Source organism: Microbacterium kunmingense (assembly GCF_023155745.1).
GTDB classification, from domain to species: domain Bacteria; phylum Actinomycetota; class Actinomycetes; order Actinomycetales; family Microbacteriaceae; genus Microbacterium; species Microbacterium kunmingense.
Window position 1 is genome coordinate 23,680 of sequence record NZ_JAKNUS010000001.1, and the last position, 23,487, is coordinate 47,166.

31 protein-coding genes are annotated in these 23,487 nt (G+C 71.1%); 19 read left to right on the forward strand and 12 right to left on the reverse strand.

Annotation, left to right across the window (positions count from 1 at the left end):
* Window positions 1-17 precede the first annotated feature (17 nt).
* Window positions 18-218 (forward strand): hypothetical protein, encoded by a 201-nt coding sequence (locus MA875_RS00150; protein WP_248239465.1) that lies wholly within the window; start codon window positions 18-20, stop codon window positions 216-218.
* A gap of 28 nt (window positions 219-246) precedes the next feature.
* Here the strand turns inward: MA875_RS00150 and MA875_RS00155 are convergent, their stop codons facing one another.
* The 5 genes from MA875_RS00155 to MA875_RS00175 all read right to left on the reverse strand — a co-directional run bounded on the left by MA875_RS00155 (window position 247) and on the right by MA875_RS00175 (window position 3,713).
* On the reverse strand, window positions 247-573 hold the full coding sequence (locus MA875_RS00155; protein ID WP_248239466.1) for a DUF6510 family protein: 327 nt from the start codon (window positions 571-573) through the stop codon (window positions 247-249).
* Entirely contained in the window at window positions 570-1,289 is a 720-nt protein-coding gene (locus tag MA875_RS00160; RefSeq protein ID WP_248239467.1) for an FAD-binding oxidoreductase, read from the reverse strand. The genes MA875_RS00155 and MA875_RS00160 overlap by 4 nt, the downstream gene beginning before the upstream one ends.
* Window positions 1,286-1,879, reverse strand: coding sequence for a sulfite oxidase-like oxidoreductase (locus MA875_RS00165; protein ID WP_248239468.1), 594 nt, complete (start codon window positions 1,877-1,879; stop codon window positions 1,286-1,288). Before MA875_RS00165 ends, MA875_RS00160 begins: the two co-directional genes overlap by 4 nt.
* 170 nt (window positions 1,880-2,049) lie before the next feature.
* Window positions 2,050-3,294: an RNA polymerase sigma factor gene (locus MA875_RS00170; protein ID WP_248239469.1), complete on the reverse strand. Its 1,245-nt coding sequence runs from the start codon at window positions 3,292-3,294 to the stop codon at window positions 2,050-2,052.
* Window positions 3,291-3,713: a YciI family protein gene (locus MA875_RS00175; protein ID WP_248239471.1), complete on the reverse strand. Its 423-nt coding sequence runs from the start codon at window positions 3,711-3,713 to the stop codon at window positions 3,291-3,293. Before MA875_RS00175 ends, MA875_RS00170 begins: the two co-directional genes overlap by 4 nt.
* 165 nt (window positions 3,714-3,878) lie before the next feature.
* Here MA875_RS00175 and MA875_RS00180 point away from each other — a divergent pair, with 165 nt between their 5' ends.
* From MA875_RS00180 to MA875_RS00190, 3 genes are all read left to right on the forward strand, one after another.
* Window positions 3,879-4,169 (forward strand): hypothetical protein, encoded by a 291-nt coding sequence (locus MA875_RS00180; protein ID WP_248239473.1) that lies wholly within the window; start codon window positions 3,879-3,881, stop codon window positions 4,167-4,169.
* Window positions 4,169-4,753 carry a DUF1016 N-terminal domain-containing protein gene (locus tag MA875_RS00185; RefSeq protein ID WP_248239475.1) on the forward strand — a complete coding sequence of 195 codons (585 nt, stop codon included), beginning with the start codon at window positions 4,169-4,171 and terminating at the stop codon, window positions 4,751-4,753. Before MA875_RS00180 ends, MA875_RS00185 begins: the two co-directional genes overlap by 1 nt.
* Before the next feature lie 67 nt (window positions 4,754-4,820).
* The gene (locus MA875_RS00190; RefSeq protein WP_248239477.1) at window positions 4,821-6,266 is read left to right on the forward strand and encodes an AAA family ATPase; all 1,446 of its coding nucleotides are present in this window, start codon (window positions 4,821-4,823) and stop codon (window positions 6,264-6,266) included.
* 12 nt (window positions 6,267-6,278) lie between these two features.
* Here the strand turns inward: MA875_RS00190 and MA875_RS00195 are convergent, their stop codons facing one another.
* The gene (locus MA875_RS00195; RefSeq protein WP_248239480.1) at window positions 6,279-7,127 is read right to left on the reverse strand and encodes an SDR family NAD(P)-dependent oxidoreductase; all 849 of its coding nucleotides are present in this window, start codon (window positions 7,125-7,127) and stop codon (window positions 6,279-6,281) included.
* 114 nt (window positions 7,128-7,241) lie between these two features.
* Between MA875_RS00195 and MA875_RS00200 the strand changes: the two genes are divergently transcribed.
* The 4 genes from MA875_RS00200 (at window position 7,242) to MA875_RS00215 (ending at window position 9,321) form a co-directional block, all read left to right on the forward strand.
* A complete protein-coding gene (locus MA875_RS00200) occupies window positions 7,242-7,808 on the forward strand; it encodes an NADPH-dependent FMN reductase (protein ID WP_248239481.1) in 567 nt (188 codons plus the stop codon).
* Between the two features lie 148 nt (window positions 7,809-7,956).
* Window positions 7,957-8,205, forward strand: a complete 249-nt coding sequence (locus MA875_RS00205; RefSeq protein ID WP_248239482.1) for a hypothetical protein — start codon at window positions 7,957-7,959, stop codon at window positions 8,203-8,205.
* A gap of 100 nt (window positions 8,206-8,305) precedes the next feature.
* Window positions 8,306-8,989, forward strand: coding sequence for an acyl-CoA synthetase (locus MA875_RS00210; RefSeq protein ID WP_248239483.1), 684 nt, complete (start codon window positions 8,306-8,308; stop codon window positions 8,987-8,989).
* Entirely contained in the window at window positions 8,986-9,321 is a 336-nt protein-coding gene (locus tag MA875_RS00215) for an amino acid transporter (RefSeq protein WP_248239484.1), read from the forward strand. Before MA875_RS00210 ends, MA875_RS00215 begins: the two co-directional genes overlap by 4 nt.
* Window positions 9,322-9,325: 4 nt before the next feature.
* Here the strand turns inward: MA875_RS00215 and MA875_RS00220 are convergent, their stop codons facing one another.
* From MA875_RS00220 to MA875_RS00230, 3 genes are all read right to left on the reverse strand, one after another.
* A complete protein-coding gene (locus MA875_RS00220; protein ID WP_248239485.1) occupies window positions 9,326-10,066 on the reverse strand; it encodes a YqjF family protein in 741 nt (246 codons plus the stop codon).
* Between the two features lie 70 nt (window positions 10,067-10,136).
* The gene (gene purB / locus MA875_RS00225) at window positions 10,137-11,519 is read right to left on the reverse strand and encodes an adenylosuccinate lyase (RefSeq protein ID WP_248239486.1); all 1,383 of its coding nucleotides are present in this window, start codon (window positions 11,517-11,519) and stop codon (window positions 10,137-10,139) included.
* Window positions 11,520-11,555: 36 nt separating this feature from the next.
* The gene (locus tag MA875_RS00230; RefSeq protein ID WP_248239487.1) at window positions 11,556-12,077 is read right to left on the reverse strand and encodes a low molecular weight protein-tyrosine-phosphatase; all 522 of its coding nucleotides are present in this window, start codon (window positions 12,075-12,077) and stop codon (window positions 11,556-11,558) included.
* 137 nt (window positions 12,078-12,214) lie between these two features.
* Between MA875_RS00230 and MA875_RS00235 the strand changes: the two genes are divergently transcribed.
* The gene (locus MA875_RS00235) at window positions 12,215-12,505 is read left to right on the forward strand and encodes a hypothetical protein (RefSeq protein WP_248239489.1); all 291 of its coding nucleotides are present in this window, start codon (window positions 12,215-12,217) and stop codon (window positions 12,503-12,505) included.
* Entirely contained in the window at window positions 12,502-13,881 is a 1,380-nt protein-coding gene (locus MA875_RS00240; protein ID WP_248239491.1) for an alpha/beta hydrolase family protein, read from the forward strand. Before MA875_RS00235 ends, MA875_RS00240 begins: the two co-directional genes overlap by 4 nt.
* On the opposite strand, the gene MA875_RS00245 is transcribed toward MA875_RS00240, so the two are convergent.
* From MA875_RS00245 to MA875_RS00255, 3 genes are all read right to left on the reverse strand, one after another.
* Window positions 13,850-14,248: a phage holin family protein gene (locus MA875_RS00245; protein WP_248239493.1), complete on the reverse strand. Its 399-nt coding sequence runs from the start codon at window positions 14,246-14,248 to the stop codon at window positions 13,850-13,852. The genes MA875_RS00240 and MA875_RS00245 overlap by 32 nt on opposite strands.
* Before the next feature lie 71 nt (window positions 14,249-14,319).
* Window positions 14,320-14,697, reverse strand: coding sequence for a type II toxin-antitoxin system death-on-curing family toxin (locus MA875_RS00250; RefSeq protein WP_248239495.1), 378 nt, complete (start codon window positions 14,695-14,697; stop codon window positions 14,320-14,322).
* Entirely contained in the window at window positions 14,694-14,900 is a 207-nt protein-coding gene (locus MA875_RS00255) for a ribbon-helix-helix protein, CopG family (protein WP_248239497.1), read from the reverse strand. The genes MA875_RS00250 and MA875_RS00255 overlap by 4 nt, the downstream gene beginning before the upstream one ends.
* A gap of 53 nt (window positions 14,901-14,953) precedes the next feature.
* Between MA875_RS00255 and MA875_RS00260 the strand changes: the two genes are divergently transcribed.
* From MA875_RS00260 to MA875_RS00300, 9 genes are all read left to right on the forward strand, one after another.
* Window positions 14,954-16,081, forward strand: a complete 1,128-nt coding sequence (locus tag MA875_RS00260; protein ID WP_248239500.1) for a histidinol-phosphate transaminase — start codon at window positions 14,954-14,956, stop codon at window positions 16,079-16,081.
* Between the two features lie 103 nt (window positions 16,082-16,184).
* Complete coding sequence (locus tag MA875_RS00265; RefSeq protein WP_248240095.1) at window positions 16,185-17,261, forward strand: thiamine pyrophosphate-dependent dehydrogenase E1 component subunit alpha; 1,077 nt, start codon at window positions 16,185-16,187, stop codon at window positions 17,259-17,261.
* Window positions 17,258-18,298, forward strand: coding sequence for an alpha-ketoacid dehydrogenase subunit beta (locus tag MA875_RS00270; protein WP_248239502.1), 1,041 nt, complete (start codon window positions 17,258-17,260; stop codon window positions 18,296-18,298). The genes MA875_RS00265 and MA875_RS00270 overlap by 4 nt, the downstream gene beginning before the upstream one ends.
* Window positions 18,299-18,306: 8 nt before the next feature.
* Entirely contained in the window at window positions 18,307-19,692 is a 1,386-nt protein-coding gene (locus MA875_RS00275; RefSeq protein WP_248239503.1) for a dihydrolipoamide acetyltransferase family protein, read from the forward strand.
* Window positions 19,693-19,918: 226 nt separating this feature from the next.
* Window positions 19,919-20,083, forward strand: a complete 165-nt coding sequence (locus MA875_RS00280) for a multicopper oxidase domain-containing protein (protein WP_248239506.1) — start codon at window positions 19,919-19,921, stop codon at window positions 20,081-20,083.
* A gap of 210 nt (window positions 20,084-20,293) precedes the next feature.
* Complete coding sequence (locus tag MA875_RS00285; RefSeq protein WP_248239509.1) at window positions 20,294-21,319, forward strand: metal ABC transporter substrate-binding protein; 1,026 nt, start codon at window positions 20,294-20,296, stop codon at window positions 21,317-21,319.
* Complete coding sequence (locus MA875_RS00290; RefSeq protein ID WP_248239510.1) at window positions 21,316-22,134, forward strand: metal ABC transporter ATP-binding protein; 819 nt, start codon at window positions 21,316-21,318, stop codon at window positions 22,132-22,134. The genes MA875_RS00285 and MA875_RS00290 overlap by 4 nt, the downstream gene beginning before the upstream one ends.
* Before the next feature lie 23 nt (window positions 22,135-22,157).
* Window positions 22,158-23,039 carry a metal ABC transporter permease gene (locus MA875_RS00295; RefSeq protein ID WP_282448571.1) on the forward strand — a complete coding sequence of 294 codons (882 nt, stop codon included), beginning with the start codon at window positions 22,158-22,160 and terminating at the stop codon, window positions 23,037-23,039.
* Window positions 23,040-23,041: 2 nt separating this feature from the next.
* A complete protein-coding gene (locus tag MA875_RS00300) occupies window positions 23,042-23,452 on the forward strand; it encodes a Fur family transcriptional regulator (protein ID WP_248239514.1) in 411 nt (136 codons plus the stop codon).
* Window positions 23,453-23,487 lie beyond the last annotated feature (35 nt).

Consider the following 23,487-nt stretch of genomic DNA (forward strand, 5'->3'; position numbering starts at 1 on the left):
GGGCGTACGCTCTCAGCATGGTCGAGCTGCTTGCACTCGGGGGCGTCGCCGCCGGTGTCGCCGCGGTGACCCTGTGGGTCACGCGGCCCCGGCGTCCGGCCGAGCCGGCTCCCCACGATGACACGCTCCGGGCCGGCAAGCAGGGTGTCGCCTCATCGTACGAGGCGGCCCGCCGCGCCGAGGGCAAGGCGTCGTGGACCCGCATCTCGGGTTCGTGACCGCACCGGGCTCGTGACGCGCGGGCCGTCAGACCGAGGCAGGTCGGATGTCGCAGGCGCCGGCGACGCGCAGCACCGCGCCGCGGTCGTCGCGCATGAGCGTCCACAGGGTGTGCGTGCACGCTCGGCATCGCACGATGAACGCGTCGCGGTCGGCCTCGACGCGCCATTCTGCGAGGGGCGCTGTGACGTGGCATCCGCCGCATTCCACCATCAGCATGCTGAGATCTCCGGCGAGGAGATCGGTGAGGGCGCCCACCACCGCGTTGCCGTCGACGACGTGCGCCGTATGGGGATTCTCCCGGCCGGGATGCGTGGCGCGAGGGACGGGAGCGGGGTCGTCGGACATCGTCATCCTCCGAATCGTTCGGTGCGGACGCGTGCCGGGTCGTGCCCGGCGGCGACCATGGCGTCGGCGGCGGCTTCGACGAAGCGCGTCGGTCCGCAGATGAAGGTGAGCGGATGCTGCGCGGGCGACCATGTCGCGGCCGCGACCCGTTCCGGTGTCAGGCGTCCGACGGGATCGGGCCACCCCTCCGGTGCGGACCGGGTGTAAGCCCACGTGAGATCGAGGGAGCGGCGTCCGAGGTCGAGGATCTCGTCGCGGTAGAGGGCGTCCGCCGCAGAGCGCACCGAGTAGAGGAGGCGGAACGGTGTGGTGCTTCCGGAACGGTCGTGCGCCCGCGCCATGGCCAGCAGCGGCACGATGCCCGAGCCGCCCGCGATCAGCTGGACGGGGTCGGGGTCGGTCTCATGCCAGACGAAGTATGCACCGAGCGGGCCCTTGACCTCGAGGGCGTCGCCGACCTCGGCGATCTCGACGAGAAAGGGCGAGACCTCTCCGTCGGGAACGGTGTCGACGGCGAGCTCGACCCTCTCGCCCGGACCCGAGGACGCGATGGAGTACGACCGCTCCGCCTGGTACCCGTCCTCGGCGGTGAGGCGGATGTCCAGGTGCTGGCCGGGGTCGTTGCCGGGCCAGCCGGGGACGTCGAGAGTGAGGATCCGCGCGTGGCTCGCGGTCGGTCGGACCGCGGCGATCCTCGCCGGCAGCCACCCCGTGGTCCTCACCAGTACCGCTCCTCCAGCCACGGGTCGCCGCGCAGGTGGTAGCCGTTCTGCTCCCAGAAGCCGGGATCGTCGTGCTGCTGCATCACCAGCCCGCGCACCCATTTCGCGCTCTTCCAGAAGTACAGGTGCGGCACGAGGAGCCGGGCCGGACCCCCGTGCTCGGGATCGAGCGGCTCACCGTCGAACTCGTAGGCGATCCACGCCTTGCCGTCGAGCAGATCGTTGAGCGGCACGTTCGTGGTGTAGCCGCCGTAGGAGTGGGCCATGACGTAGTCCACACTCGTCTCGACGTTCTCGAGGAGGGTGTCGAGGGCGACGCCCCGCCAGGAGGTGCCGAGCTTCGACCAGCGCGTCACGCAGTGGATGTCGGTCGTCACGTCCTCCGACGGCAGGGCGGTGAACTCCTCCCAATTCCACCGGGCGGTCTCCCCCGTCTCGGTGCGGATCGAGAACGACCATTCCGTCAGCGGTATGCGCGGCGTGGGACCGGCGGAGAGGACTGGGAAATCGGTGGTGAGGTACTGGCCGGGCGGAAGGTCCGGGTCGGCGTCACGCCGACGCGAGCCGAATCCGCGGGTGAAGGAGGCCATCGGAACCTGCTTTCGCGAGGGTGGTGCCGAACCGGGACGTCACGCTCTGCCGTGAGCCTAGAGCGCGCGCGGACGCCGCTCAACCGCTCCGTCTGCACAACTCCTCAGATTCGAGCCTTGACGCGGCGCGAAACCGATTCAGCACGCCGCTCGGGCGCACGTCTGAGGAGTTATGCAGACGAGCCCCCGAGCGCGGCCGCCTTCGCGCGCAGCACGCCGGCCTCGCGCTCATTGCCCGTCAGCGCCGCCGCGGCCAAGAGCTCCGCACGCGCCTCTTCGGCGCGGCCGACCTGTGCGAGCAGCTCGCCGCGCACACTCGGGATGAGGTGCGACCCGCGCAGCGCCCCGCCCGCGGCGATCCGGTCGACCATCGCCAGCGCCGTCCCCGGCCCCACGGCCATCGACACCGCGACGGCGTGATTGAGAGCGACGACGGGGCTCGGTGCGAGGCGCCCCAGCGCCTCGTAGAGCACGACGATCTCGTCCCAATCGGTGTCGGCGAACCGCGCGGCGATCGCGTGTTGCTCGGCGATGGCCGCCTGCAGTGCGTAGGCACCGCGCCCGTGCCCCACGGCATCGGCGCGCGCCAGCGCCGCGCGCCCCCGCTCGATCTGCGATCTGTCCCACCGCGCCCGGTCCTGGTCCGCGAGCAGCACCGGCGCACCCGTGTCGTCCGCGCGCGCCCCGAACCGCGACGCCTGCAGCTCCATCAGCGCGAGCAGTGCCCACGCGTCCGCCTCGCGCGGCAGCAGCGCGGCGATCATGCGCCCGAGCCGCAGGGCCTCCTCGGCCAGGTCGGCACGCACCCACCGGTCACCGCTCGTCGCGGCGTACCCCTCGGTGAAGATCAGGTAGACCACGCTCAGCACCGTCTGCAGCCGCGCCGGCCACTCGCCGGGATCGGGCGTCTCGAACGGCACCTTCGCCGCCTGCAGGGTCTTCTTGGCCCGGGTGATGCGGGCCTGCACCGTCGGCACGGGCGCCAGCAGCATCCGCCCGATCTCCACCGTCGTGAGCCCGCCGACGACCCGCAGGGTGAGGGCGACCTGCGACTCCCTCGACAGCGCCGGGTGGCACGCCGTGAACACCAGGCGCAGCACGTCGTCGTCGATCGGCTCCCACACGTCCTCCGTCGTCTCCGACAGGTCGCGAGCCATCGCCCGGTGCCGGTCGTCGAGCGCCGCGCGGCGGCGCCACGCGTCCACCGCCCGTCGTTTGGCGACGGCGGTGAGCCACGCGCCCGGGTTCTCGGGCACCCCGTGCTCGCGCCACGAGCCCAGAGCCTCGACCACGGCCTCCTGGGCGACATCCTCGGCGAGGACGATGTCGCTCGTGGCCCGCGCCACCGCCCCGACGATGCGCGCACCCTCCATACGCCACACGGCATCGAGGACGCGGCGCGGGTCTGCACTCATACGGTGCCGAGCTCCTCGCGCCAGCCCTTCTCCTTCTGCACGTACTCGTTGTCCGAGAAGTCCTCGAAGTCGGACTCGTCGGTCATCCGACGCACCTCGATCTTGTTGCCGGGGCCGAGCGGAGCCTTCTTCGCCCACTCGACCGCTTCCTCCTGCGAGCCGACCTGGATCGTCCAGAAACCGTTGAACAGCTCGTGCACCTCGCCGTAGGGGCCGTCGGTGACGATCGGCGCCTCGGCGGTGAACTCCACGACCGACCCCTGGGCGGCATCAGTCAGCCCGTCACCGCCGAGGAGGATCCCAGCCTTCATCATCGACTCGTTGTAGGCGCCCATCGCATTGATGATCGCCTCGAAGTCCATGTCCTCGTAGTTCTCGACCGACCCGCTGTTGCGCATGATGAGCATGTACTTGGGCATCTGATTCTCCGTTTCGTTCGGGGAGGAAGGGCCCTCCCACTATCGCGTCGAACCGGCGCGGACGAAATCGACATCGCCGCGAAAAAAGATTCCGGATGCCGCGACGCGGCGAGCCGCGGCATCCATTTCCCTTCCCCGGACCCGCCTGCGGGCACAATGCCATTCATGTGGCTCTACCAGCTGCCGGTCGGGGTCGCGTTGCCCGGTTTCGTCATCCTCTTCGTCGCCGCGTCGATGCTGATCGTCATCGCGCTGCGCCGCTGGGTACCGGGCGAGAAGAAGCAGATGCGCGAGTGGGACCGGATCCTCGCCTACGTGATGGCGACCTTTGGCGTGCTCTACGGCGTGACCCTCGCACTCATCGCGGCCGCCTCGGCCGCGCCGACTGATCGCCGGCGTCGGTCCTGCTCATCGCGGACTGTCGCGACCGCGCCGATCTGCGCCATGCTGACGTGATGAGCGACGATGCCCGGGAGCTGATCGACCGAGTCCGCTCCGCGCGCCATACCCTGCAGCGTCGCGCCAACGCCGAGGTGATCGGGCTGTACTGGCAGATCGGGGCGGCGATCCTCGAGCGGGAAGACTCCGGAACGGACGAGGATGCTGCGCTCGACGCGCTCGCGACCGAACTCCGTGCCGCCTACCCGACCATGACGAGCCTCACGGTGGAGAACCTTCGACGGATGCGGGATTTCGCGCGCTCGTGGCCTGCGCGCAGCGGCATCGTCCAGCAGCCGGTCGGTCAGCTGCCGTGGGGTCACGTCGTCGAGCTGCTCACCCGCCTCGACGACCAGGCGCTGCGCGAGTGGTACGCCGGCAAGGCGGTGCAGCACACCTGGAGCCACAGCGAGCTGGTGCGCCACATCGACGCCCACCGCCACGAGCACGACACCGAACCGGCGCAGAACTTCGCCGCGGCGCTCCGCCGGGCCGACTCCGCCCTCGCCGAGCAGCTGAACGCCGACCCCGACACGGTCGGGTTCCTCGCCGTCGGGGTGGTCCTCGATGGAGCGGTACGGTCCGGTAGCCCGACGCGGTGATCTTCGCGTCCACCGTCTTGCGTTTCCGAGGCCCTGCTAGGTTGTGGCGTTCGAGCGAAGGAGACGGATGAGCGAGAAGGACGATCTTGACCTGATGCGGCGGGTGGGAGCGTACCTCGAGCGGGTCAATCAGCTCCACCTCCTCGAGTTGACCGCCACCCGTACGCCTCTCGGCGACGAGATCAGCTCGCACCTCGGGGCGGATGCGAGTGTGCTTCCCGCCGTCCAGGAGGTCGTGGCCGACCACCGGCTGGTCGACGTCGACCTCGCGTTGGCCGAGCTCTCCCGCCGAGGTGGGGGGCGGCTCGTCGGCGTCACCGGCGGTGACCAGCGCCTCCACAGCGGAATGGCCGAGCTCATCAGTTCCCCGCACGCCCGCTTCGCGCCGGGGCCGGTGGACTATCTCGAGAGGGCGACGGGCCCCACCGGCAGTCGACGAGTGGTGTCGATGGGCGTTCACCTGTTCACTCATCGCGATCTCCCGGTGGCTGTCGTCCAACGGGCGGCAGCGCGCCAGTACGGTCGGGAGGCCGCGGGGCTCGAGGTCATGGGCACCGACCCGGAGGTGGTCTCCGACCTCATCGACGCCATCCGACGCCTGATGGTCGAGCTGAGTGTGCTGCGGGGGAAGGTGCTGTCTTTCGTGCCCACCGAGTACGGGCACGACGCGGGTGCGACCTTCCTGGAGCGTCCGCAGGTCGCCGAGTCCGACGTCATCCTTCCGAACGGACTTCTCGACGATGTGGTGCGTCACGCACTCGGCATCTCCGGCCACCGCCGAGAACTCGAAGCCGCCGGTCAGCACCTCAAGCGCGGCATCCTTCTCTACGGTCCGCCCGGGACGGGGAAGACCCTCACCATCCGCCACCTGCTGTCGCGCTCGGACGGGGTCACGGCGGTGCTGCTCACCGGGTCCAGCATCCGATTCATCGCTGCCGCCGCCGAGATCGCCCGCACCTTCCAGCCGTCGATCGTCGTGCTCGAAGACGTCGACCTCGTGGCGATGGAGCGACACAGCACGCCGCAGCCGCTCCTGTTCGAAGTCCTCGATGCGCTCGACGGCCTGGGCGGCGACGCGGACGTCGCATTCGTGATGACCACGAACCGGGTCGACGTGCTCGAGCGCGCGCTCGCCGAGCGACCGGGTCGTGTCGACCTCGCCGTGGAGATTCCGCTGCCGGGCCTCGGGGAACGACGCCGACTTCTCCGGCGGTACGCCGCCCAGCTCGCGTTCAGCGAGTCGGCGCTGGATGACGCTGCGGATCGGACCGCCGGAACGACGGGGTCGTTCGCGAAGGAGCTCATCCGTCGCAGCGTGCTCGAGGCGGCGATGCGCGAGGCGACGCCCGGTGACGAAGATCTGGCCGCGGCTCTGGAGGCGTTGATGGCTGATCGGGAGCACCTCACCCGGCGGATGCTCGGCGCGGCTGCCGAGGCTCCTGCGGTCGACGCATCGGGTGGCGACCCGCTCAGCGGCGAGGAAGGCGGCTTCGCCTGGCGCGCCCATCCGTGACAGTGGGTCCCGTCAGTCGCCCGTCCGCCCGGTGAAGGCGTCCATCGACGAGTAGACGCGGAACACCCGCCCCGCGATCGCGTCCCACGCGCGCGTCGGGAGCAGTCCGCGCAGCGCCATCGCGAGCTTGACCGTCCAGGGTCGCAGCACCATGGGTGTTCCCTGGAGCATCCCGCGCCAGGCTGCCGCGGTGGCCTGAACGGGCGTCATGACGGGGGTGAGGAGCGGGCCGCGCGCGCCGGCGAACATGCCGGTCGAGACGTAGCTCGGGCAGAACGTCGTCACGGCGATATGACGGTGGCCGGCAGCCGACAGCTCGAGTCGCACCGACTCGCTCCAGCCGATCATCGCCCACTTCGAGGCGGCGTAGACGCTCATCCGCGGGTTCGCGAGGGTGCCCGCCGCGGAGGCGATGTTGAGGATGCGCTTGGGACGTGACGGGTCGGCGATCATGTGGGGGAGCACCTCGCGGGTGAGCCACATGGCGGCGAGGGTGTTGACCCGGATGGTCGCCTCGATGTCGTTCACCGGGTCGTGCTCCCAGAACGACGCGCCGCGCACGATGCCGGCGTTGTTGATCAGGATGTCGGGTGCCCCGACCTCGTCGCGGACCCGCGCGACCCCCTCGCGGATCGACCCCGGCTGAGAGACGTCGACGACGTAGGCGCGCACATCGACACCCGAGCGGCCGAGATCGGCGACGAGACTCTTTGCCCGTTCCTCGTCGATGTCCCACAGCGCCACGGCTCGCGCGCCGCCGGCGACGGCACGCCGCGCGTAGAGCTCGCCCATCCCCCGGGCGCCGCCGGTGATGAGCACGACCGCGCCGCGCACCGGGTCGTCTTCGCTGGTTCGCTTCATCGCGTCCCCTCTCTCGTGGTCGTGACCAGGCACACATCCACGTCGCCGTCCAGACCTCGTGCGCCACGCGATCTGCGTGCCATCATCGCGCAACCCCAACGGTGAGGAGACATCATGGCCACGTATCAGGTCGGGTATTTCATCGGCAGCCTCTCGTCGACATCCATCAACCGGGTGCTGTCGAAGGCGCTCATCCGGCTTGCGCCCGACGATCTGGAATTCACCGAGATCCCCATCGGCGACCTGCCGCTGTACAGCCCCGACTTCGACAGCGACTTCCCGCCTCAGGCGCGGGCGCTGAAGGAGGCGATCGGCGCCTCCGAGGCGCTGATGTTCGTGACGCCCGAATACAACCGCAGCATCCCGGGCGCACTGAAGAATGCGATCGACTGGGCATCCAGACCCTGGGGCGAGAACTCGTTCGAGCACATCCCGGCGGCCGTCGTCGGCGCATCGGTCGGGCAGATCGGCACCGCCGTCGCCCAGCAGAGTCTCCGCGGGGTGCTGAGCTACTGCAACGCGCGGCAGATGACCGCCCCCGAGGCCTACATCCAGTTCTCCGACGAGGTGTTCGGCCCCGACGGCGAGGTGCGTGATGAGGGATCCGAGACCTTCCTCCGTGACTTCATGACCGAGTTCCGCGATCACGTCGAACGGGTGCTCACCGTCCTTCCCCGCTGAGGTGGTGCATCGGATTCTCGCGACTCGGCCGATCCGCGCGGTGCCCGCGCGGTGATCGGCCTTCGCTCGGCCCGTTGGCGGCGAAGCGACCGTGAGTGCGCAGATCTCCATGTCAGCGTCGGCAACCCACCCGCGTAGGGTGAGGGACATGCCCCACCCCGAGCCCCGCCCGCCCCGCAAACCGCTGCGCGAGCGGATGCGCGAGGAGGGCGGCTGGTTCAACTGGATGAACGCCGTGCTGATCCGCAAGGCCGGACCCGCGGCGGTCGGGCCCTACGACACCGAGCCCGAGCCCGAGCGTACGGAGCGCCCCTGCCCGCTCTGCGGTGCGCCGATGTCGCAGCACACGTTCGACCGCACCGGTCCGCGGCCCCGCATGTTCTGTCCGCAGGCGTGAGCCGCGGCATCCGCTTCTCTCGCCGGTGAAGCATCGCCGAATCCAGCCGGCGGCCACGGCCTACACTGGAAACGCCCCGATCCCCGTCTGAAACGCCGTCATGCCTGCTGCCGCCACTCCCCGCGCCTTCCGCGCGCGCGACCTGCAGCTCGCGCGTGCCCTCTTCGCGGCGATCGTCGCGGTGATGATCACGTTCTCGCCCGATCACTCGGCGTCGATCGGGCTGTCGGTCTTCAGCGGATTCGCGATCGCCACCGGTCTGGTCTTCCTCCTCGCCGCCTGGCTCGTCTACCCCGCCGGCGCCCGGTGGCAGGCGATCCTCCTCGGCATCCTCAACATCGTCGCGGGCATGGCCGGCGGCATCCCGGCGTGGCGGTCGGAGGTGACCTTCGTCGTCATCGTCGCCACCTGGGCGTTCGCGACCGGGCTCACCGAGGCCCTGGCATCGTGGCGCGAGGTGCGCCTCTCGCGCGGCGCGCCCGACCTCGCCGTCGCCGCGCGCGAAGCGCGCGACGGGCTCGCGGTCGGCCTCATCACGCTCGTGCTGAGCGTCGCCCTGGTCGCCGTGCCGGTGTCGTACGCGCTGGAGTACACCATCGACGAGGCGGGCACCTTCACCCTCACCGGCACGACGATCGGTGTCGGCATCCTGGGCGGCTATGCCGCCATCGTCGCGGTCTGGCTGGCGATCGCCGGCTTCTCGCCGCGCCCCGAGGCGGCCCCGCAGGTCGCCGAACCCATCGATGACGCCGCCACGGTGTCATCCCCGGAGGATTTCCGATGACCGACAAGCTCACCCGTCGCGATCTGCTCAAGCCCGTGCAGCTGCTGGGCCTCGCCTTCGGCGCGGCGCTCTTCGCGGGTTTCGTGACCCTCATGTCGATGGGGTTCTTCCAGCAGGGCGGCGGCGAGCAGGCCTCCCGGGCGATCGTGGTGGCCGGCATCGTCGCGGGGGTGACGTTCATCGTCACGCTGCTGATCCTGTCGCTGCTGCTCCTGGCCGTCGACCCCGCCACCGTGCAGAAGCCGATGGACCGCCCGGTGCTCTACGACGACCCCGCCGATGCGCCGGACGCAGCGGGCGGCGGGTCGAGCGGCGGGTCGTCGACGCCCTAGCGACTCAGATGCGGACGGCGCGGCTGAAGCGGGTGTGAAATCCCGGATGCTGCGCCGGCGTCGCCAGCACTGAATCCGGCGTGCGCGCGGCGAGGCCCGGGAATCCCGCGTCCGACACCAGGTCGTCGTCGAGCGCCCGCAGGCGCGCGTCGACGAGCGGCCACGGCGCGTGCTCGTTCGCGGCCCAGATCGTCTGCCCGAGATGCGTCTCGTGGAAGCCCCACCGCGCGGTGAGGAATCGCGACAGCGCGGTGTCGACCGGCTCGGTGTCGCGTTCGACGGCGATGCGGGTGCCGGGCCCGGTGGCGCGGCCGTCGGCGCGGCGACGCCGCGACCGGTACTCGATGAGCGGGCCGGTGTCGCGCATTCCGATCCGCGCCCACCGGTAGGGAAGCCCGAAGATCGCCCGCGCCGCGAGCACCGGCGCCACGTGCTCGGCCTCGAGGGTGCGGAAGACGACGCCGCGCCGCCCGGCGGCGTCGACGCCATAGGTGCGGACGTTGATCTCGCGGAACGTGCCGACGAACGGCACCGGAGGAAGCGGCAGGAATCGGAACTCGCTCAGAACGAACGGGACGAGCCCGACCCACGCCGATCCGTCGAAGACGTCGGGCTCGACCCCGCGGGGGAGGAGCGGGGCGACGGCGTCCGGCTCGACCCGCCAGTGCACGAACACCGCGTCGCTCCAGCGCTGCGCGATGGCCGCGCGCCGCGCCAGCGGCGGGGCGTCGCGCTCGAAGGTCACCCTCTGATTCTCGCGCCCCCGCGGCATCCCGGCTCTGCCCGTCCGCCCCGCGCGTGTACCCCGCGCGGCCTCAGCGCGCGGGCGGGACCAGCTCGGCGGCGAGACCCACGTACCCGGCCGGGGTGAGGGCGAGCAGCCGCTCCTTCGCCTGGTCGCCGATGTCGAGGCCGCGGACGAACTCCGCCAGCTCCGGCGCGCCGACACGGCGCCCGCGGGTGAGGTCCTTCAGCAGCGCGTACGGGTCGGTGATCTGCGACCGGCCCGCCGCGATCTCGGCGCGCACCACCGTCTGGATGGCCTCGGCGAGCACCTCCCAGTTCGCATCGAGGTCTGCCAGCAGCACGTCGCGGCGCAGCGAGATCTCGCCGAGCCCGCGCAGCAGGTTGTCGAGCGCGAGCAGGGAGTGCCCGAAAGCCACGCCGATGTTGCGCTGCGTGGTCGAGTCGGTGAGGTCGCGCTGCAGCCGCGAGGTCACGAGCGTCGAGGCGAGCGTGGCGAACAGTCCGCCCGAGATCTCCAGGTTCGCCTCGGCGTTCTCGAAGCGGATCGGGTTGATCTTGTGCGGCATCGTCGACGACCCGGTCGCACCGGCGACGGGGATCTGCGCGAAGTATCCGAGGGAGATGTAGGTCCAGATGTCGGTGGCGAGGTTGTGCAGGATGCCGCCGGCGTGACGCGCCCGGTCGTACAGCTCGACCTGCCAGTCGTGCGACTCGATCTGGGTGGTGAGGGGGTTGAAATCGAGCCCGAGGCGCTCGATGAACTCCCGCGTGATCAGCGGCCAGTTCACCTGCGGGTCGGCCGCGAGGTGCGCCGACCAGGTGCCGGTCGCTCCCGAGAACTTCGCGAGATATTCCGACGCCTGGATGCCGCGGACCACCCGCTCCAGACGCCCGGCGAACACCGCCAGCTCCTTCCCCATGGTCGTGGGGGTCGCCGGCTGCCCGTGCGTGCGGGCGAGCATCGCGGCATCCCGATGCTCGTCCGCCAGGCGCCCGAGCGCGGCGATGACCTCGCGGAGCTTCGGCAGCCACACGTCGTGCACCGCGCGCTTGACGGTGAGGGCGTAGGCGGTGGAGTTGATGTCCTCGCTCGTGCACGCGAAGTGGGTGAGCTCGGCGATACGGTCCAGTCCGAGCGCGGAGAGCCGATCGCGCACGAGGTACTCGACGGCCTTGACGTCGTGGCGGGTCACCGCCTCCTTCTCGGCGAGCCAGTCGATCTCGGCCTGCCCGAAGTCGAGGTAGAGCACGCGCAGACGGTCCTTGTCCTCGGGGGAGAGGGGCCGGGTACCGAAGAGGGAGGAGTCGGTGAGGGTGATCAGCCACTCGACCTCGACCTCGACGCGAGCGCGGTTCAGCCCCGCTTCGGAGAGGTAGTCGGCCAGCGGTGCGACCGCGGCCCGGTAGCGCCCGTCGAGCGGGCTGAGCGGCTGAGGGGGAAGAGAGGGCACGATGCTCCCGTGACGACGCGGCCCCGCGTCAGCACCTCACGAAGAGGTGGTCGCGGGACGGATGGCGGGTTCCAGCTGCCGGAAGAGCGCCCGGCTCGCGTTCTCGATCATACCGAGCACCTGGTCGAACATCGCGGGCCCGGCGTAGTAGGGGTCGGGCACGTCGAGCCCGTCCGCGCCGGCGTCGAACGAGCGCAGCAGCGCGATCTTGTCGGCGTCGCCGTCGGTGGGCGCCCAGCCCCGGAGGATCCGCTCGTGACTGCGGTCGAGCGCGACGATGAGGTCGGAGCGGTCGAACTCGGGCTGGGTGAATTGGCGCGCGCGGTGGCGCGACCCGTCGTAGCCGCGACGTTCGAGCGCGGCGAGCGTGCGTTCGTCGGCGCGTTCACCGACGTGCCAGTCGCCCGTGCCGGCGCTGGTGGAGATGACCCGCGGGGCGAGTCCCGCCTGCTCGGCCAGAGCCCGGAACACCACATCGGCCATGGGTGACCGGCAGATGTTCCCGGTGCACACGAACACCACGCGGAAGGGCGCTGCCGTCGAGGCGCTCGCGGTCATGGGTTCCATTCTGGGGGTGGAGGCGCGGCGTGCAAGAGGTGTCGACGGTTCCTGCACAGGCCGGGCTTTCGCGGGATCCGCTCACAGATCGCCGTACCCGTCCCCGCGGGGGACGGCCCGACCCCGATCATCGTCCCATGCTCTCCCCCACCGTCTGCTCTCCCGGCGCCGAGGCGAGCGCGGTCGCCCTGGCCGCCGTCGTCCGCGAGCTGCGTGCCCTCTCCCTCGCGCTCGGGGATGCGGCCCTCACCGCCCGATCGCTCGACCACGCGACGGGGTGGCGGGCCCGGGCGGCGGAGGCCTTCCACGACAAGGCGGCCCGGTGGGCGGGGGATGTGTCAGGGCTCACCTGTCAGTTGGAGACGGTCATCTTCGAGGCGCAGTGCGCCGGTGAGCGTGCCCTGCTGTGGGCGGAGGGATGCTGGTGAGCGACGGCCTGGAGATCCGCGGCGGGGGCGCCGTCTCGGTCGACACCGCGACGCTCCGCGAGGCGGCGGGGCGCTTCGATCGCCTGATCGACGATCTCGACGTGCTGCAGCGGCGCTTCGGTGCCGCGCGCGCCGAGCTCGCCGACGAGCGTCGGTTCGGGTGGGCTGCCGCGGGGGCCGCGACGGTCTTCGCGCGCGACCTCGACGGCGCGATCGTCCAGGCGGCGCAGATCGCCGGCGACCTCCGTCACGCGGCGGCGGTCTACGAGCTGGTCGAGCTCGACGCCGAGCACACCGCCCTGTCTGCGCGCGGCGACGGTGCGGGCCTGGCCGCCCTCGAACTCCGCCGGGCGGAGCTGCTCCGACTGTTCCCCGGTGCCGACGGCGAGGCGCTCGTGGCCCGGTTCGACCGGGCGGTGATGTGGCCGAGTTACCTGGTGCGCCAGGCGACCGAGACCGGCACCGACCTCGGCGGGATCATCAGCGAGCTGGGCGCCGTCGTCGGCGGTGTCGCACTGGGCGGCGCGACGCTCGGCACCGCCGCGGTGTTCGGCGTCGGCGGGTGGGGACGTCTCTCGCGCGATGCGCGCCTGGATGGCGAGCCTGCGGCGGTGGCGCTGCGGTCGACCGCTGCGCCGTTGCGGACGAACACGGCGCCCGCCGATCTGGCCGCTGCGGCCTCCCGGATGCCGGGGGCGGGGGAAGCGCGGGTGCGTGTGGAGAAGTACACGATGCCCGACGGCACCGAGCAGTTCGCGGTGTACATCGCCGGGACGCAGTCGCTCGGCGTCGGGGGTGAGGACCCCTGGGATTCGCAGTCCAACGCCGAGCTGTACACCGGCAACCGCTCGGCGTCGTACGAGGCCACCCTCGCCGCCCTCGAGGCCGCCGGGGCGAAGCCCGGCGACACCGTCCACGCCTTCGGCCATTCGCAGGGGGCGATGATCGCAGCCCACCTGGCGCTGGAGGGGCCGTACGACATGGCCACCGTGGTGTCGTTCGGCTCACCCGTCGAGGCCGATGTGGGGGCGGAGACGCTGGCCGTCGCCATCCGGCATTCCGACGATCCGGTCGCCATGCTGGCAGGGGGCGGCCACGAGACCGCGGTCGGCGCTCCCGGCAGCTTCACCGCCGAGCGCGAGGCGCACACCGACACGGGGCTGGTGGATGCCACGGCGCCCGCGCACTCGATGCGCAGCTACGCCGAGAGCGCGGCCCTCGTCGACGCCTCCGGCGACCCCCGGGTCGGGGCGGTGCACCGGGTGTTCGCGGGTCTCGGAGAGGCGCAGTCGGTCACCGTCACCGAATACGCGGCGACGCGTCCGCCTCCGCCCGTGGCGGCGCCTAGTCCTCGCGACGACGCGGGCGCAGGATGATCCCGGCGATCCAGTTGATCACCGTGATGATGAGCGCGGCGAGGATGCCACCCCACCAGAACTCCTCGACGCGCAGGCCGAAGCTCCACCACTGCGTGAACCACGCCGTCAGCCACAGCAGGAACCCGTTGATCAGGAGGCCGATGAGACCGAGGGTGAGGATGTACAGGGGGAAGGCGAGCACCTTGATCACGGTGCCGATGACGGTGTTGACGATCGCGAAGATCGCCGCCACGAGCAGCAGCGTGAGGACCAGCTGCAGCGTCTCTCCCGGCGCGAAGGGGATGACGAACACCTGGAGTGCGGGAATGAGGGTGACGACCCAGATCGCGAACGCGTTCACGACCACGCGGATGAGGAAGCCCATGCCGCGAGTGTGCCACGACCCCCCGGCGCCCGCGAGACCTTGACGCGCGTGCCGCGGCCTGTCCGGGTCGTTCAGTCGCGCGCCCGGGGAACCCGGTGCCGTGCGAGGCGACGCGTCGATTCGGCGAGATCGATCCGACCCTCGGCGACGCCGACGACGAGGTCGAACGCCTCGTCTTCGGAGAAGGTGTGGCGGAACCCGTTCAGCCACCAGAAGACGACCAGCAGCGTCCACCCGGTGCGTCTGTTCCCGTCGGCGAGCGCGTGATTGCGCAGCAGCGACTCCAGGAGCGCCGCGCCCTTGGCATCCAGGTCGCGGTAGGCCTCCTCCTCGAACATCGCGGCGGCCGGGCGGGCCAGAGCGGATGCCAGCAGTCCCGCGTCCCGAACGTAGAAGCCGAAGGCCTCGACGACCTGTCGGGCGTCATCGAGGCGGAGATACACCGTCACGCGTCGGCGAGACGGTCCAGGAGGTTCGCGTCATGGGTCCGCACGAAGTCGACGGCTGCCTGCACCTGCGCGGAACGGGCCCTCCGCTCCACCAGGGCCTCGGCCGCTTGAAGGATGAGCGCATGCTTCGACACGTGCTCGTCGCGCGCGATCTCCTCGAGGCGGCGGTCGAGGTCCTCCGGAAGGCGAACGGTCATGGCCATACCAGAATGGTACTCCCGTGGCCCCGTCGTCATCCCGCCGTAGACTCGGTGCCGTGAGCGACGCTGCAGACATCCCGGTTCGCGTGCGCCCCGGCATCGCCTCCCTGCCGCCGTACAAGCAGGGCACGCAGGCGGGGCCCGACGCCTTCAAGCTCTCGAGCAACGAGAACCCGTTCGATCCGCTGCCGGGGGTGCTCGAGGCCGTCCGGTCCGCCAGCGCTTTCAATCGATACCCGGATGCCACGGCCACGCGTCTGCGCGAGCGTCTCGCCGCCCGGTTCGGCGTCACCGTCGACGAGGTGCACGTCGGGGCGGGGAGCGTGTCGATCCTCGCCCAGCTCGTGTTGGCCACCTCGGGGCCCGGCGATGAGGTCGTCTACGCGTGGCGCTCATTCGAGGCCTACCCGTGGCTGGCCGTGCTCGCCGGCGCCACCCCGGTGCAGGTGCCGCTCACCGCCGACGCACGTCACGACCTCGATGCCATGGCCGACGCGATCACCGAGCGCACCCGGGCGATCCTCGTCTGCAGCCCCAACAATCCCACGGGGCCTGTGGTCGGTCAGGACGAGTTCGACGCCTTCATCCGGCGCGTGCCCTCCGACATCCTCGTGATCCTCGACGAGGCCTACGCCGAGTTCGTCACCGCGCCGGGCGCCGTCGACGGGCTCACCGTGCTCGGCAACCGCACGCGTGGCGGCGCCGAGCTCCCGAACGTCGTGGTGCTCCGCACCTTCTCGAAGGCCTTCGGGCTCGCCGCCCTCCGGGTCGGGTACGCCATCGGGCACCCGCGCATCCTCGACGCCGCCCGCACCACGGCGATCCCGCTGTCTGTCACCGCGCACGCCGAGGCCGCGGCCCTCGCGAGCCTCGACGCCGAGGAGGAGCTCCTCGAGCGCGTCCGTCACATCGCGGCCCGGCGCGACCGGCTCGCCGAGGCCCTCCGGGAGGCCGGCTGGGCCGTCCCCCAGGCGCAAGGGAACTTCGTCTGGCTCCCCGCGCACGAGAACACCCTCGCGATCGCCGAGACCTTCACCGCCGCCGGTCTCATCGTGCGCCCGTTCGCCGGTGACGGCATCCGCATCTCGGTCGGCGAGGAGGAGTCTGTCGACGAAGTCCTACGAATCGCCGCGTCCGTTGTGGAAGACCTCCCAGAAGCCCACCCGGGCCGGCGGCTAGCGTAGAACGGTGACTCTGCACGCAGGCCCCGCCTCGTCTGAACCCGCCGCTTCGGGGAGCTCCGGCCCCGACGCCCGATTCGTCCGCCTCCTCGACGCCGACGGCTCCCTGTCACCGACGCCCGCGGCCGAGCCCTACCTCGCCGTCATCGAGGCGTTGAGCGACGCCGAGCTCGAGGGTCTCTACCGCGACATGGCCGAGATCCGCGCGTTCGACGTGCAGGCGACGAACCTGCAGCGCCAGGGTCAGCTCGCGCTCTGGCCGCCGAGCTTCGGCCAGGAGGCCGCGCAGGTCGGGTCGGCCCGCGCCGCGCGCGCTCAGGACCACGTCTTCCCGTCCTACCGCGAGCACGTGGTCGCCCGCATCCGCGGCGTCGACCCGGTCGACATCATCCGCCTGATGCGCGGACTCACCCACGGCGGCTGGGACCCCACCGATCCCCGCAACGGAAACACCCACATCTACACCCTCGTGCTCGGGGCGCAGACCCTGCACGCCACCGGGCTCGCCATGGGCCTGGTGTTCGACGGTCGCAGCGGCACCGGCGACGTCGAGCGCGACGAGGCGGTCATCGTCTATTACGGCGACGGCGCCTCCAGCCAGGGCGATGTGCACGAGGCGATGGTGTTCGCCGCGAGCTATCAGACCCCCGAGGTGTTCTTCCTGCAGAACAACCAGTGGGCGATCTCGGTGCCGGTCGCGACGCAGTCGCGCTCGCCCCTGTACCGCCGCGGCGACGGGTACGGCATCCCCGCCGTCCCGATCGACGGCAACGACGTGCTCGCCAGCTACGCCGTGACCCGTGTCGCGCTCGACGAGGCGCGCACCGGGCACGGACCGCGGGCGATCGAGGCGATCACCTACCGGATGGGCGCCCACACCACCAGCGACGACCCGACGAAGTACCGCACCTCCGACGAGGAGCAGTCGTGGGCGCGCCGCGATCCGATCGCCCGGATGGCGACCTACCTGCGTTCGCGCGGCGCCTCCGATGCGTTCTTCGCCGACGTCGAGGCCTCGGCCACAGCCCTCGCCGACGACACCCGCGTGCGCACCAACGCCCTCGGCGGCATCGCGACAGACCTCATGTTCGACCACGTGTACTCCGAGCCGCACCCGCTGGTCGAGGAGCAGAAGCGCTGGCTCGCCGACTACGAGGCGTCGTTCGAGGAGGGGACGTCATGACCACCGCTGCGCAGACCTCCACGCCGGCGCCCGAGCCGGCCGGTGACGCCGACGCCGGCGTCATCCGCTCCCTTCCCCTCTCGAAGGCCCTCAATCTCGGCCTTCGTACCGCGCTCGCCGGAAGCGACCGCGTCCTGCTCATGGGGGAGGACATCGGTCGTCTCGGCGGCGTCTTCCGGGTGACCGAGGGGCTGCAGGCCGAGTTCGGCGACCGCCGGGTCATCGACACGCCGCTGGCGGAGTCGGGCATCGTCGGCACCGCGATCGGGCTCGCGATGGCGGGTTTCCGCCCGGTGCTCGAGATCCAGTTCGACGGATTCGTCTTCCCCGCCTTCGACCAGATCACCTCGCAGCTGGCCAAGATCACCAACCGCCACGAGGGCGCGGTGCGGATGCCCATCGTCATCCGCATCCCCTACGGCGGCCACATAGGCGCGGTCGAGCATCACCAGGAGAGCCCCGAGGCCTACTTCACCCACACCCCGGGCCTGCGGGTGGTGAGCCCGTCCACGCCGAACGACGCCTACTGGATGATGCAGGAGGCGATCGCGTCGGACGACCCGGTGATCTTCCTCGAGCCGAAGAGCCGGTACTGGCAGAAGGGCGAGGTCGACACCCGTGCACCGGCGCTGCCGTTGCACGCCTCGCGACTCGTCCGCCGGGGAACCGATGTCACGCTCGTCGGGCACGGCGCGATGGTCCACACCCTGCTGCAGGCCGCCGCGCTCGCCGAGTCGGAGGGCACGAGCTGCGAGGTCATCGACCTGCGCTCGCTGTCGCCCGTCGACTACGGACCGGTGCTCGACTCGGTGCGCCGCACCGGCCGGATGGTCTACGCACAGGAGGCGCCCGGCTTCACCTCGCTCGGGAGCGAAGTGGCCGCCACCGTCATGGAGAAGGCCTTCTTCGCGCTGGAGTCGCCGGTCCTCCGGGTGTCGGGCTTCGACACGCCCTTCCCGCCGGCCAAGCTCGAGGGCACCTACCTCCCCGACGCCGACCGCATCCTCGAGGCCGTCGACCGCGCCCTCGCCTACTGAGGAGTCCCATGAGCACGCAGACCTTCCTCCTCCCCGACGTCGGGGAGGGCCTGACCGAGGCCGAGATCGTGACGTGGCGCGTCGCGCCGGGTGACGCGGTGGCCGTCAACGATGTGATCGTCGAGATCGAGACGGCCAAGTCGCTCGTCGAGCTGCCCTCGCCGTTCGCGGGGCGGGTGGGCGAGCTCCTCGCCGTCGAGGGGGCGACGGTGAATGTCGGCGCGCCGATCATCACGATCGAACCCGCGGATGCCGCAGCTCCCGCCGCCACGCCCGTCACCGTCGGGCAGAGCGAGCACGGAGCCCCCCGCGAGCCGGAGGAGTCGGGCTCGGTCCTGGTCGGATACGGCTCGGCGGGCGCCGTGCAGTCGCGACGGCGGAAGCCCGCGGCGCGGCCGGTCACCCAGTCGGTGGGTGTCGTCGCCAAGCCCCCGATCCGCAAGCTCGCCCGCGACCTCGGTGTCGACCTCGCCGCGGTGACCCCGAGCGGGGCCGCAGGCGAGGTCACGCGCGACGACGTCATGCGTCACGCCTCGCAGGCGAGTGTCTTCCGCAACATCCAGACCCCGGAGTGGGGGGATGTCCGCGAGGAGACCATCCCGGTCGGCGCCGCGGGTTCGCGCGCTTCCGAGCCGGCCGCGCCGGCGGCATCCGGATCTTCCGCGCCCGCCCCCGATCAGGCGGCGGACGACGGACGCGAGGAGTCCATCCCGGTCCGCGGCGTCCGCAAGGCCGTGGCCAACAGCATGGTGCGCACCGCCTACTCGGCCCCGCACGTGTCGGTGTGGACCGACGTCGATGCGACCCGGACGATGGAGCTCGTCAAGCGGCTGAAGGCCTCGCCCGACTTCGCCGACATCAAGGTCTCGCCGCTGCTGATCATGGCCCGCGCGGTGATCTGGGCCGTGCGGCGGACGCCGATGGTCAACGCCTCGTGGATCGACGGCGAGGACGGCGCCCAGATCCGGCTGCATCACTACGTCAACCTCGGCATCGCCGCGGCGACCCCGCGGGGCCTTCTCGTGCCGAACATCAAGGATGCCCAGGACCTGTCGATGCGCGACCTCGCGCGGGCGCTCGAGCGGCTGACGCTCACGGCGCGGGACGGCAAGACCACCCCCGCGGATCAGCAGGGCGGCACGATCACGATCACCAACATCGGGGTGTTCGGGATGGATGCCGGCACCCCGATCATCAACGGCGGCGAGGCCGGCATCGTGGCGCTCGGGACGATCCGGCAAAAGCCGTGGGTGGTCGACGGCGAGGTGCGGCCCCGCTGGGTGACCACGGTCGCCGGGTCGTTCGATCACCGTGTGATCGACGGCGACGGGATGTCGCGGTTCATCGCCGATGTCGCCTCGATCCTCGAGGAGCCGGCGCTGCTGCTGGACTGAGGGCGCGGCGCGGGTCGGCGCCCGCGCCCGGCCGCGCCTCGTCGCGCCGCGTCGCGCCGCGTCGCTCCGCGCTTCCGCGCTCACGAGGAGATTCGCCGTCCTGAGGACGCAAACCCCGGTCGGCGTCCGCGCGTAGCGCGAAAATCCGCGCGAGCGCGGTCGAGCCCCCGCAGGCGAGGGGGGGGAAACCCCCCTCTACCTCCCGCCCGGGGTCGAGGTGGAGGTGGTGCTCCGCTTCGATCACGCCGACCCGCGGCATCCGCTCATGCTCCACTGCCACCTGCTCCGGCACGAAGATGCCGGGATGATGGCGCAGTTCCTCGTGGTCGAGCCGGGTTCGGACACCACCGTCACGACCCTCCCGCCGTCCGCGTCCGGCCACGAACACTGAGCCTCGGGCGGGCCGGTTCGCCGTCCGTCGAGAGTGCATCGGCGCGCCGAGGAAGCGGGCGAACCCCGCATCCTCGGCGGCCAGATGCACTCTCGCGTGCGTCACTCCTCTCCTCTCGGTGACCGTCGGGGAGGTGATCGCGCAGGGGGGTCGTCGCGGGGTCGTCGCGCGCGCTACTGATAACGATTATCAATTCGTTACACTGGCTCCATGCGTGCGACCCGACTCGTTCCCCTCTTCGCCGTGACCGCGGCATCCGCTCTCGCCCTCGCCGGCTGCGCCACCGCGGCCGGATCGTCATCGTCGGCGGGGAGTGCCGATGCGACGGGTGACGCTGTCCAGGTTGTGGCGTCGACGAACGTCTACGGGCAGATCGTCGAGGAGATCGGGGGCGACGCGGTCGCCGTCACCTCGATCGTGAGCTCCGCCGCGCAGGACCCGCACTCCTACGAGCCGAGCGCCCAGGACACCCTCGCGATCTCGAACGCCGAGCTCATCGTCGAGAACGGCGGTGGCTACGACTCGTTCATCGACGCGCTCATCGAGTCCAGCGGCAGCGCGGCCCACGTGATCACGGCCGTCGAGTTCTCCCACGACTACCCCGGTGCTGAAGCGCACTCCGATGACCACTCCGAGGAGGGTGCCGCGGACGCCGCGGCGGAGGAGGAGCATGCCCACGAGGAGGGCGAGCACGACCACGCCCACATCGAAGGCTTCAACGAGCACGTCTGGTACGACCCGCACACCATGGCCTATGTCGCCGAGGCGGTCGCCGACGAGCTGAGCGAGCTCCGACCCGAGGAGGCCGACACCTTCGCGGCGAACCTCGACGCGTTCACGGGTGAGATCGAGGGTGTCGAGGACTCCCTCGGCGCGATCGCCGCTGACCAGCAGGGTGCTCACGTCTTCGTCACCGAACCGGTGCCGGTCTACCTCGCCGCAGCGGCGGGACTGGAGAACGTGACCCCCGAAGCGTTCAGTGAGGCTGTCGAGGAGGGGCAGGATGTTCCGCCGGCGACGCTGCTGGAGTCGCTCGACCTGCTGCGCGCCGATGACGTGCGGGTGGTCATCACGAACACCCAGACCGGCGGGGCCGAGACCGAGCAGATCGTCTCGGAGGCCGATTCGCTGAGCATCCCGGTGATCGCGTTTTCGGAAACGCTCCCGGAGGGGGAGACTTACATCTCGTGGATGCAGGCGAACATCACCGCGCTCAGCGACGCTCTGGCGGAGTGACGACCTCCGCGCCTGCGCTGCAGATCCGGGATGCCGCGCTGCGGCGCTCCGGCCGCGAACTGTGGTCGGGACTGGACCTCTCCGTCGCACCCGGTGAGCTCATCGCCGTCCTCGGCCCGAGCGGCTCGGGCAAGACGACGCTCCTGCAGGCGATCCTGGGCCTGCAGTCCCTGAGCTCGGGCACCATCTCCGTCCTGGGAGAGCCGGTACGCGCGGGGGGCAATCGCCGCGTCGGCTACATCCCGCAGGCACGGCCGCTCCCGCGCGACGTCGCCCTCCGGGGTCGCGATGTCGTCGCGCTCGGGGTCAACGGTCACCGCTTCGGGCTCCCCATCCCGCGGCGCCGCGACGCGGCCCGCGTCGAGAAGCTCATCGACGAGGTGGGCGCCCGTGCGTTCGCCGATCGCCCGGTGGGGGTGCTCTCGGGCGGCGAGCAGCAGCGGTTGCGCATCGGCCAGGCCCTCGCCGATGACCCGAAGCTCCTGCTCTGCGACGAGCCGCTCACGAGCCTCGACCTCGCGAACCAGCGCGCCGTGGTCGACCTCATCGACCGCCATCGCCGCGACCGCGACGCCGCCGTCCTCCTGGTGACGCACGACGTCAACCCGCTGCTGGGCAAAGTCGACCGCATCCTCTACATCGCCGGTGGCCGGTTCACGCTGGGGCGTCCCGACGAGGTGCTCCGCTCCGACGTCCTCACCGAGCTCTACGGCACACCGGTCTTCGTGCTGCGCGCCGGCGACCGGCTCGTCGTGGTCGGTGCCCCCGACGCCGAAGAGACGCACCATCACCACCACGACGAGGACCACTCGTGAGCTGGGATGCCATCTGGGAGGCGATGTTCGGCGGCCTCCCGGTCTACGGCCAGCTGCTCGGACTCGTCTCGAACGCGGTGTGGGCCGGCGCTGCGCTCGGCCTCGTCGGCGGACTCGTGGGCGTCTTCGTCATGCAGCGGGACATGGCCTTCGCCGTCCACGGCATCAGCGAGCTGTCCTTCGCGGGGGCCGCGGCCGCCCTCCTCATCGGCGTCGACGTCGTGAGCGGCTCGATCTTCGGGTCCTTGATCGCCGCGGCACTCATCGGCTGGCTCGGCGCGCGTGCCCGCGACCGCAACTCGATCATCGGCGTCCTGATGCCGTTCGGCCTCGGCCTCGGCATCCTCTTCCTGTCTCTCTACGACGGGCGCTCGGCCAACCGGTTCAGCCTGCTGACCGGGCAGATCGTGTCGGTGCAGACCGGCCAGCTGGGCTGGCTGATCGGGATCAGCCTCATCGTGCTGCTCGGGATGCTGGTGATCTGGCGTCCGCTCCGCTTCGACTCGCTCGACCCGCAGTCCGCCGCTGCGCGCGGTGTGCCGACAACCGCGGTGTCGCTGATCTTCATGATCCTCCTCGGCCTCATCGTCGCCGTGGCCGTCCACATCATCGGCGCGCTGCTGGTGATGGCTCTCCTCGTGACGCCGGCCGCCGCCGCGATGCGGGTCGCCCACGGGCCGCTGTCGGTGCCGCTGCTAGCGGCCGCCTTCGGCTTCGTGTCCGCCGTCGGCGGCATCCTCCTCGCAATCGCCGGCACACTCCCGGTGAGCCCCTACATCACCACGATCTCGTTCGTGATCTACCTCGTCTGCCGCGTGATCGGCGGCCGGCAGGGGCGGGTCGTCCGGATGCGCGGGGGTGAGGGGCGTCCAGCGGCGGTTCAGGGCGCCTCGGTAAACTCCTGATCATGGCCCAGCGGAACACGTGGCAGCGCGAACGCGTGCGCGAAGCCCTCGCCGACGCCCGCGGCTTCGTCAGCGCCCAGTCGCTGCACGCCACGCTCCGCGACGAGAACACCGGCATCGGCTTGGCGACGGTGTACCGCGCGCTTGCCGGCCTCGCCGCCAACGGTGAGGCCGATTCTCTGCAGAGCCCCGAGGGGGAGAGCCTCTACCGCGCCTGCGTATCGGCCGGACACCACCATCACCTGATCTGCCGCAACTGCGGCAAGACCGTCGAGATCGAAGCGACGGATGTCGAGGACTGGGCGCGACGCACGGCGACCGCTCATGGGTTCAGTCAGGCCGAGCACATCGTCGACATCTTCGGATACTGCTCCGCCTGCACGGCCGGAGCCGGTGAGCGTGACACGGACTGACCCGGCCCCCCGCGTCGCTCCGCCGGAGCATCGCG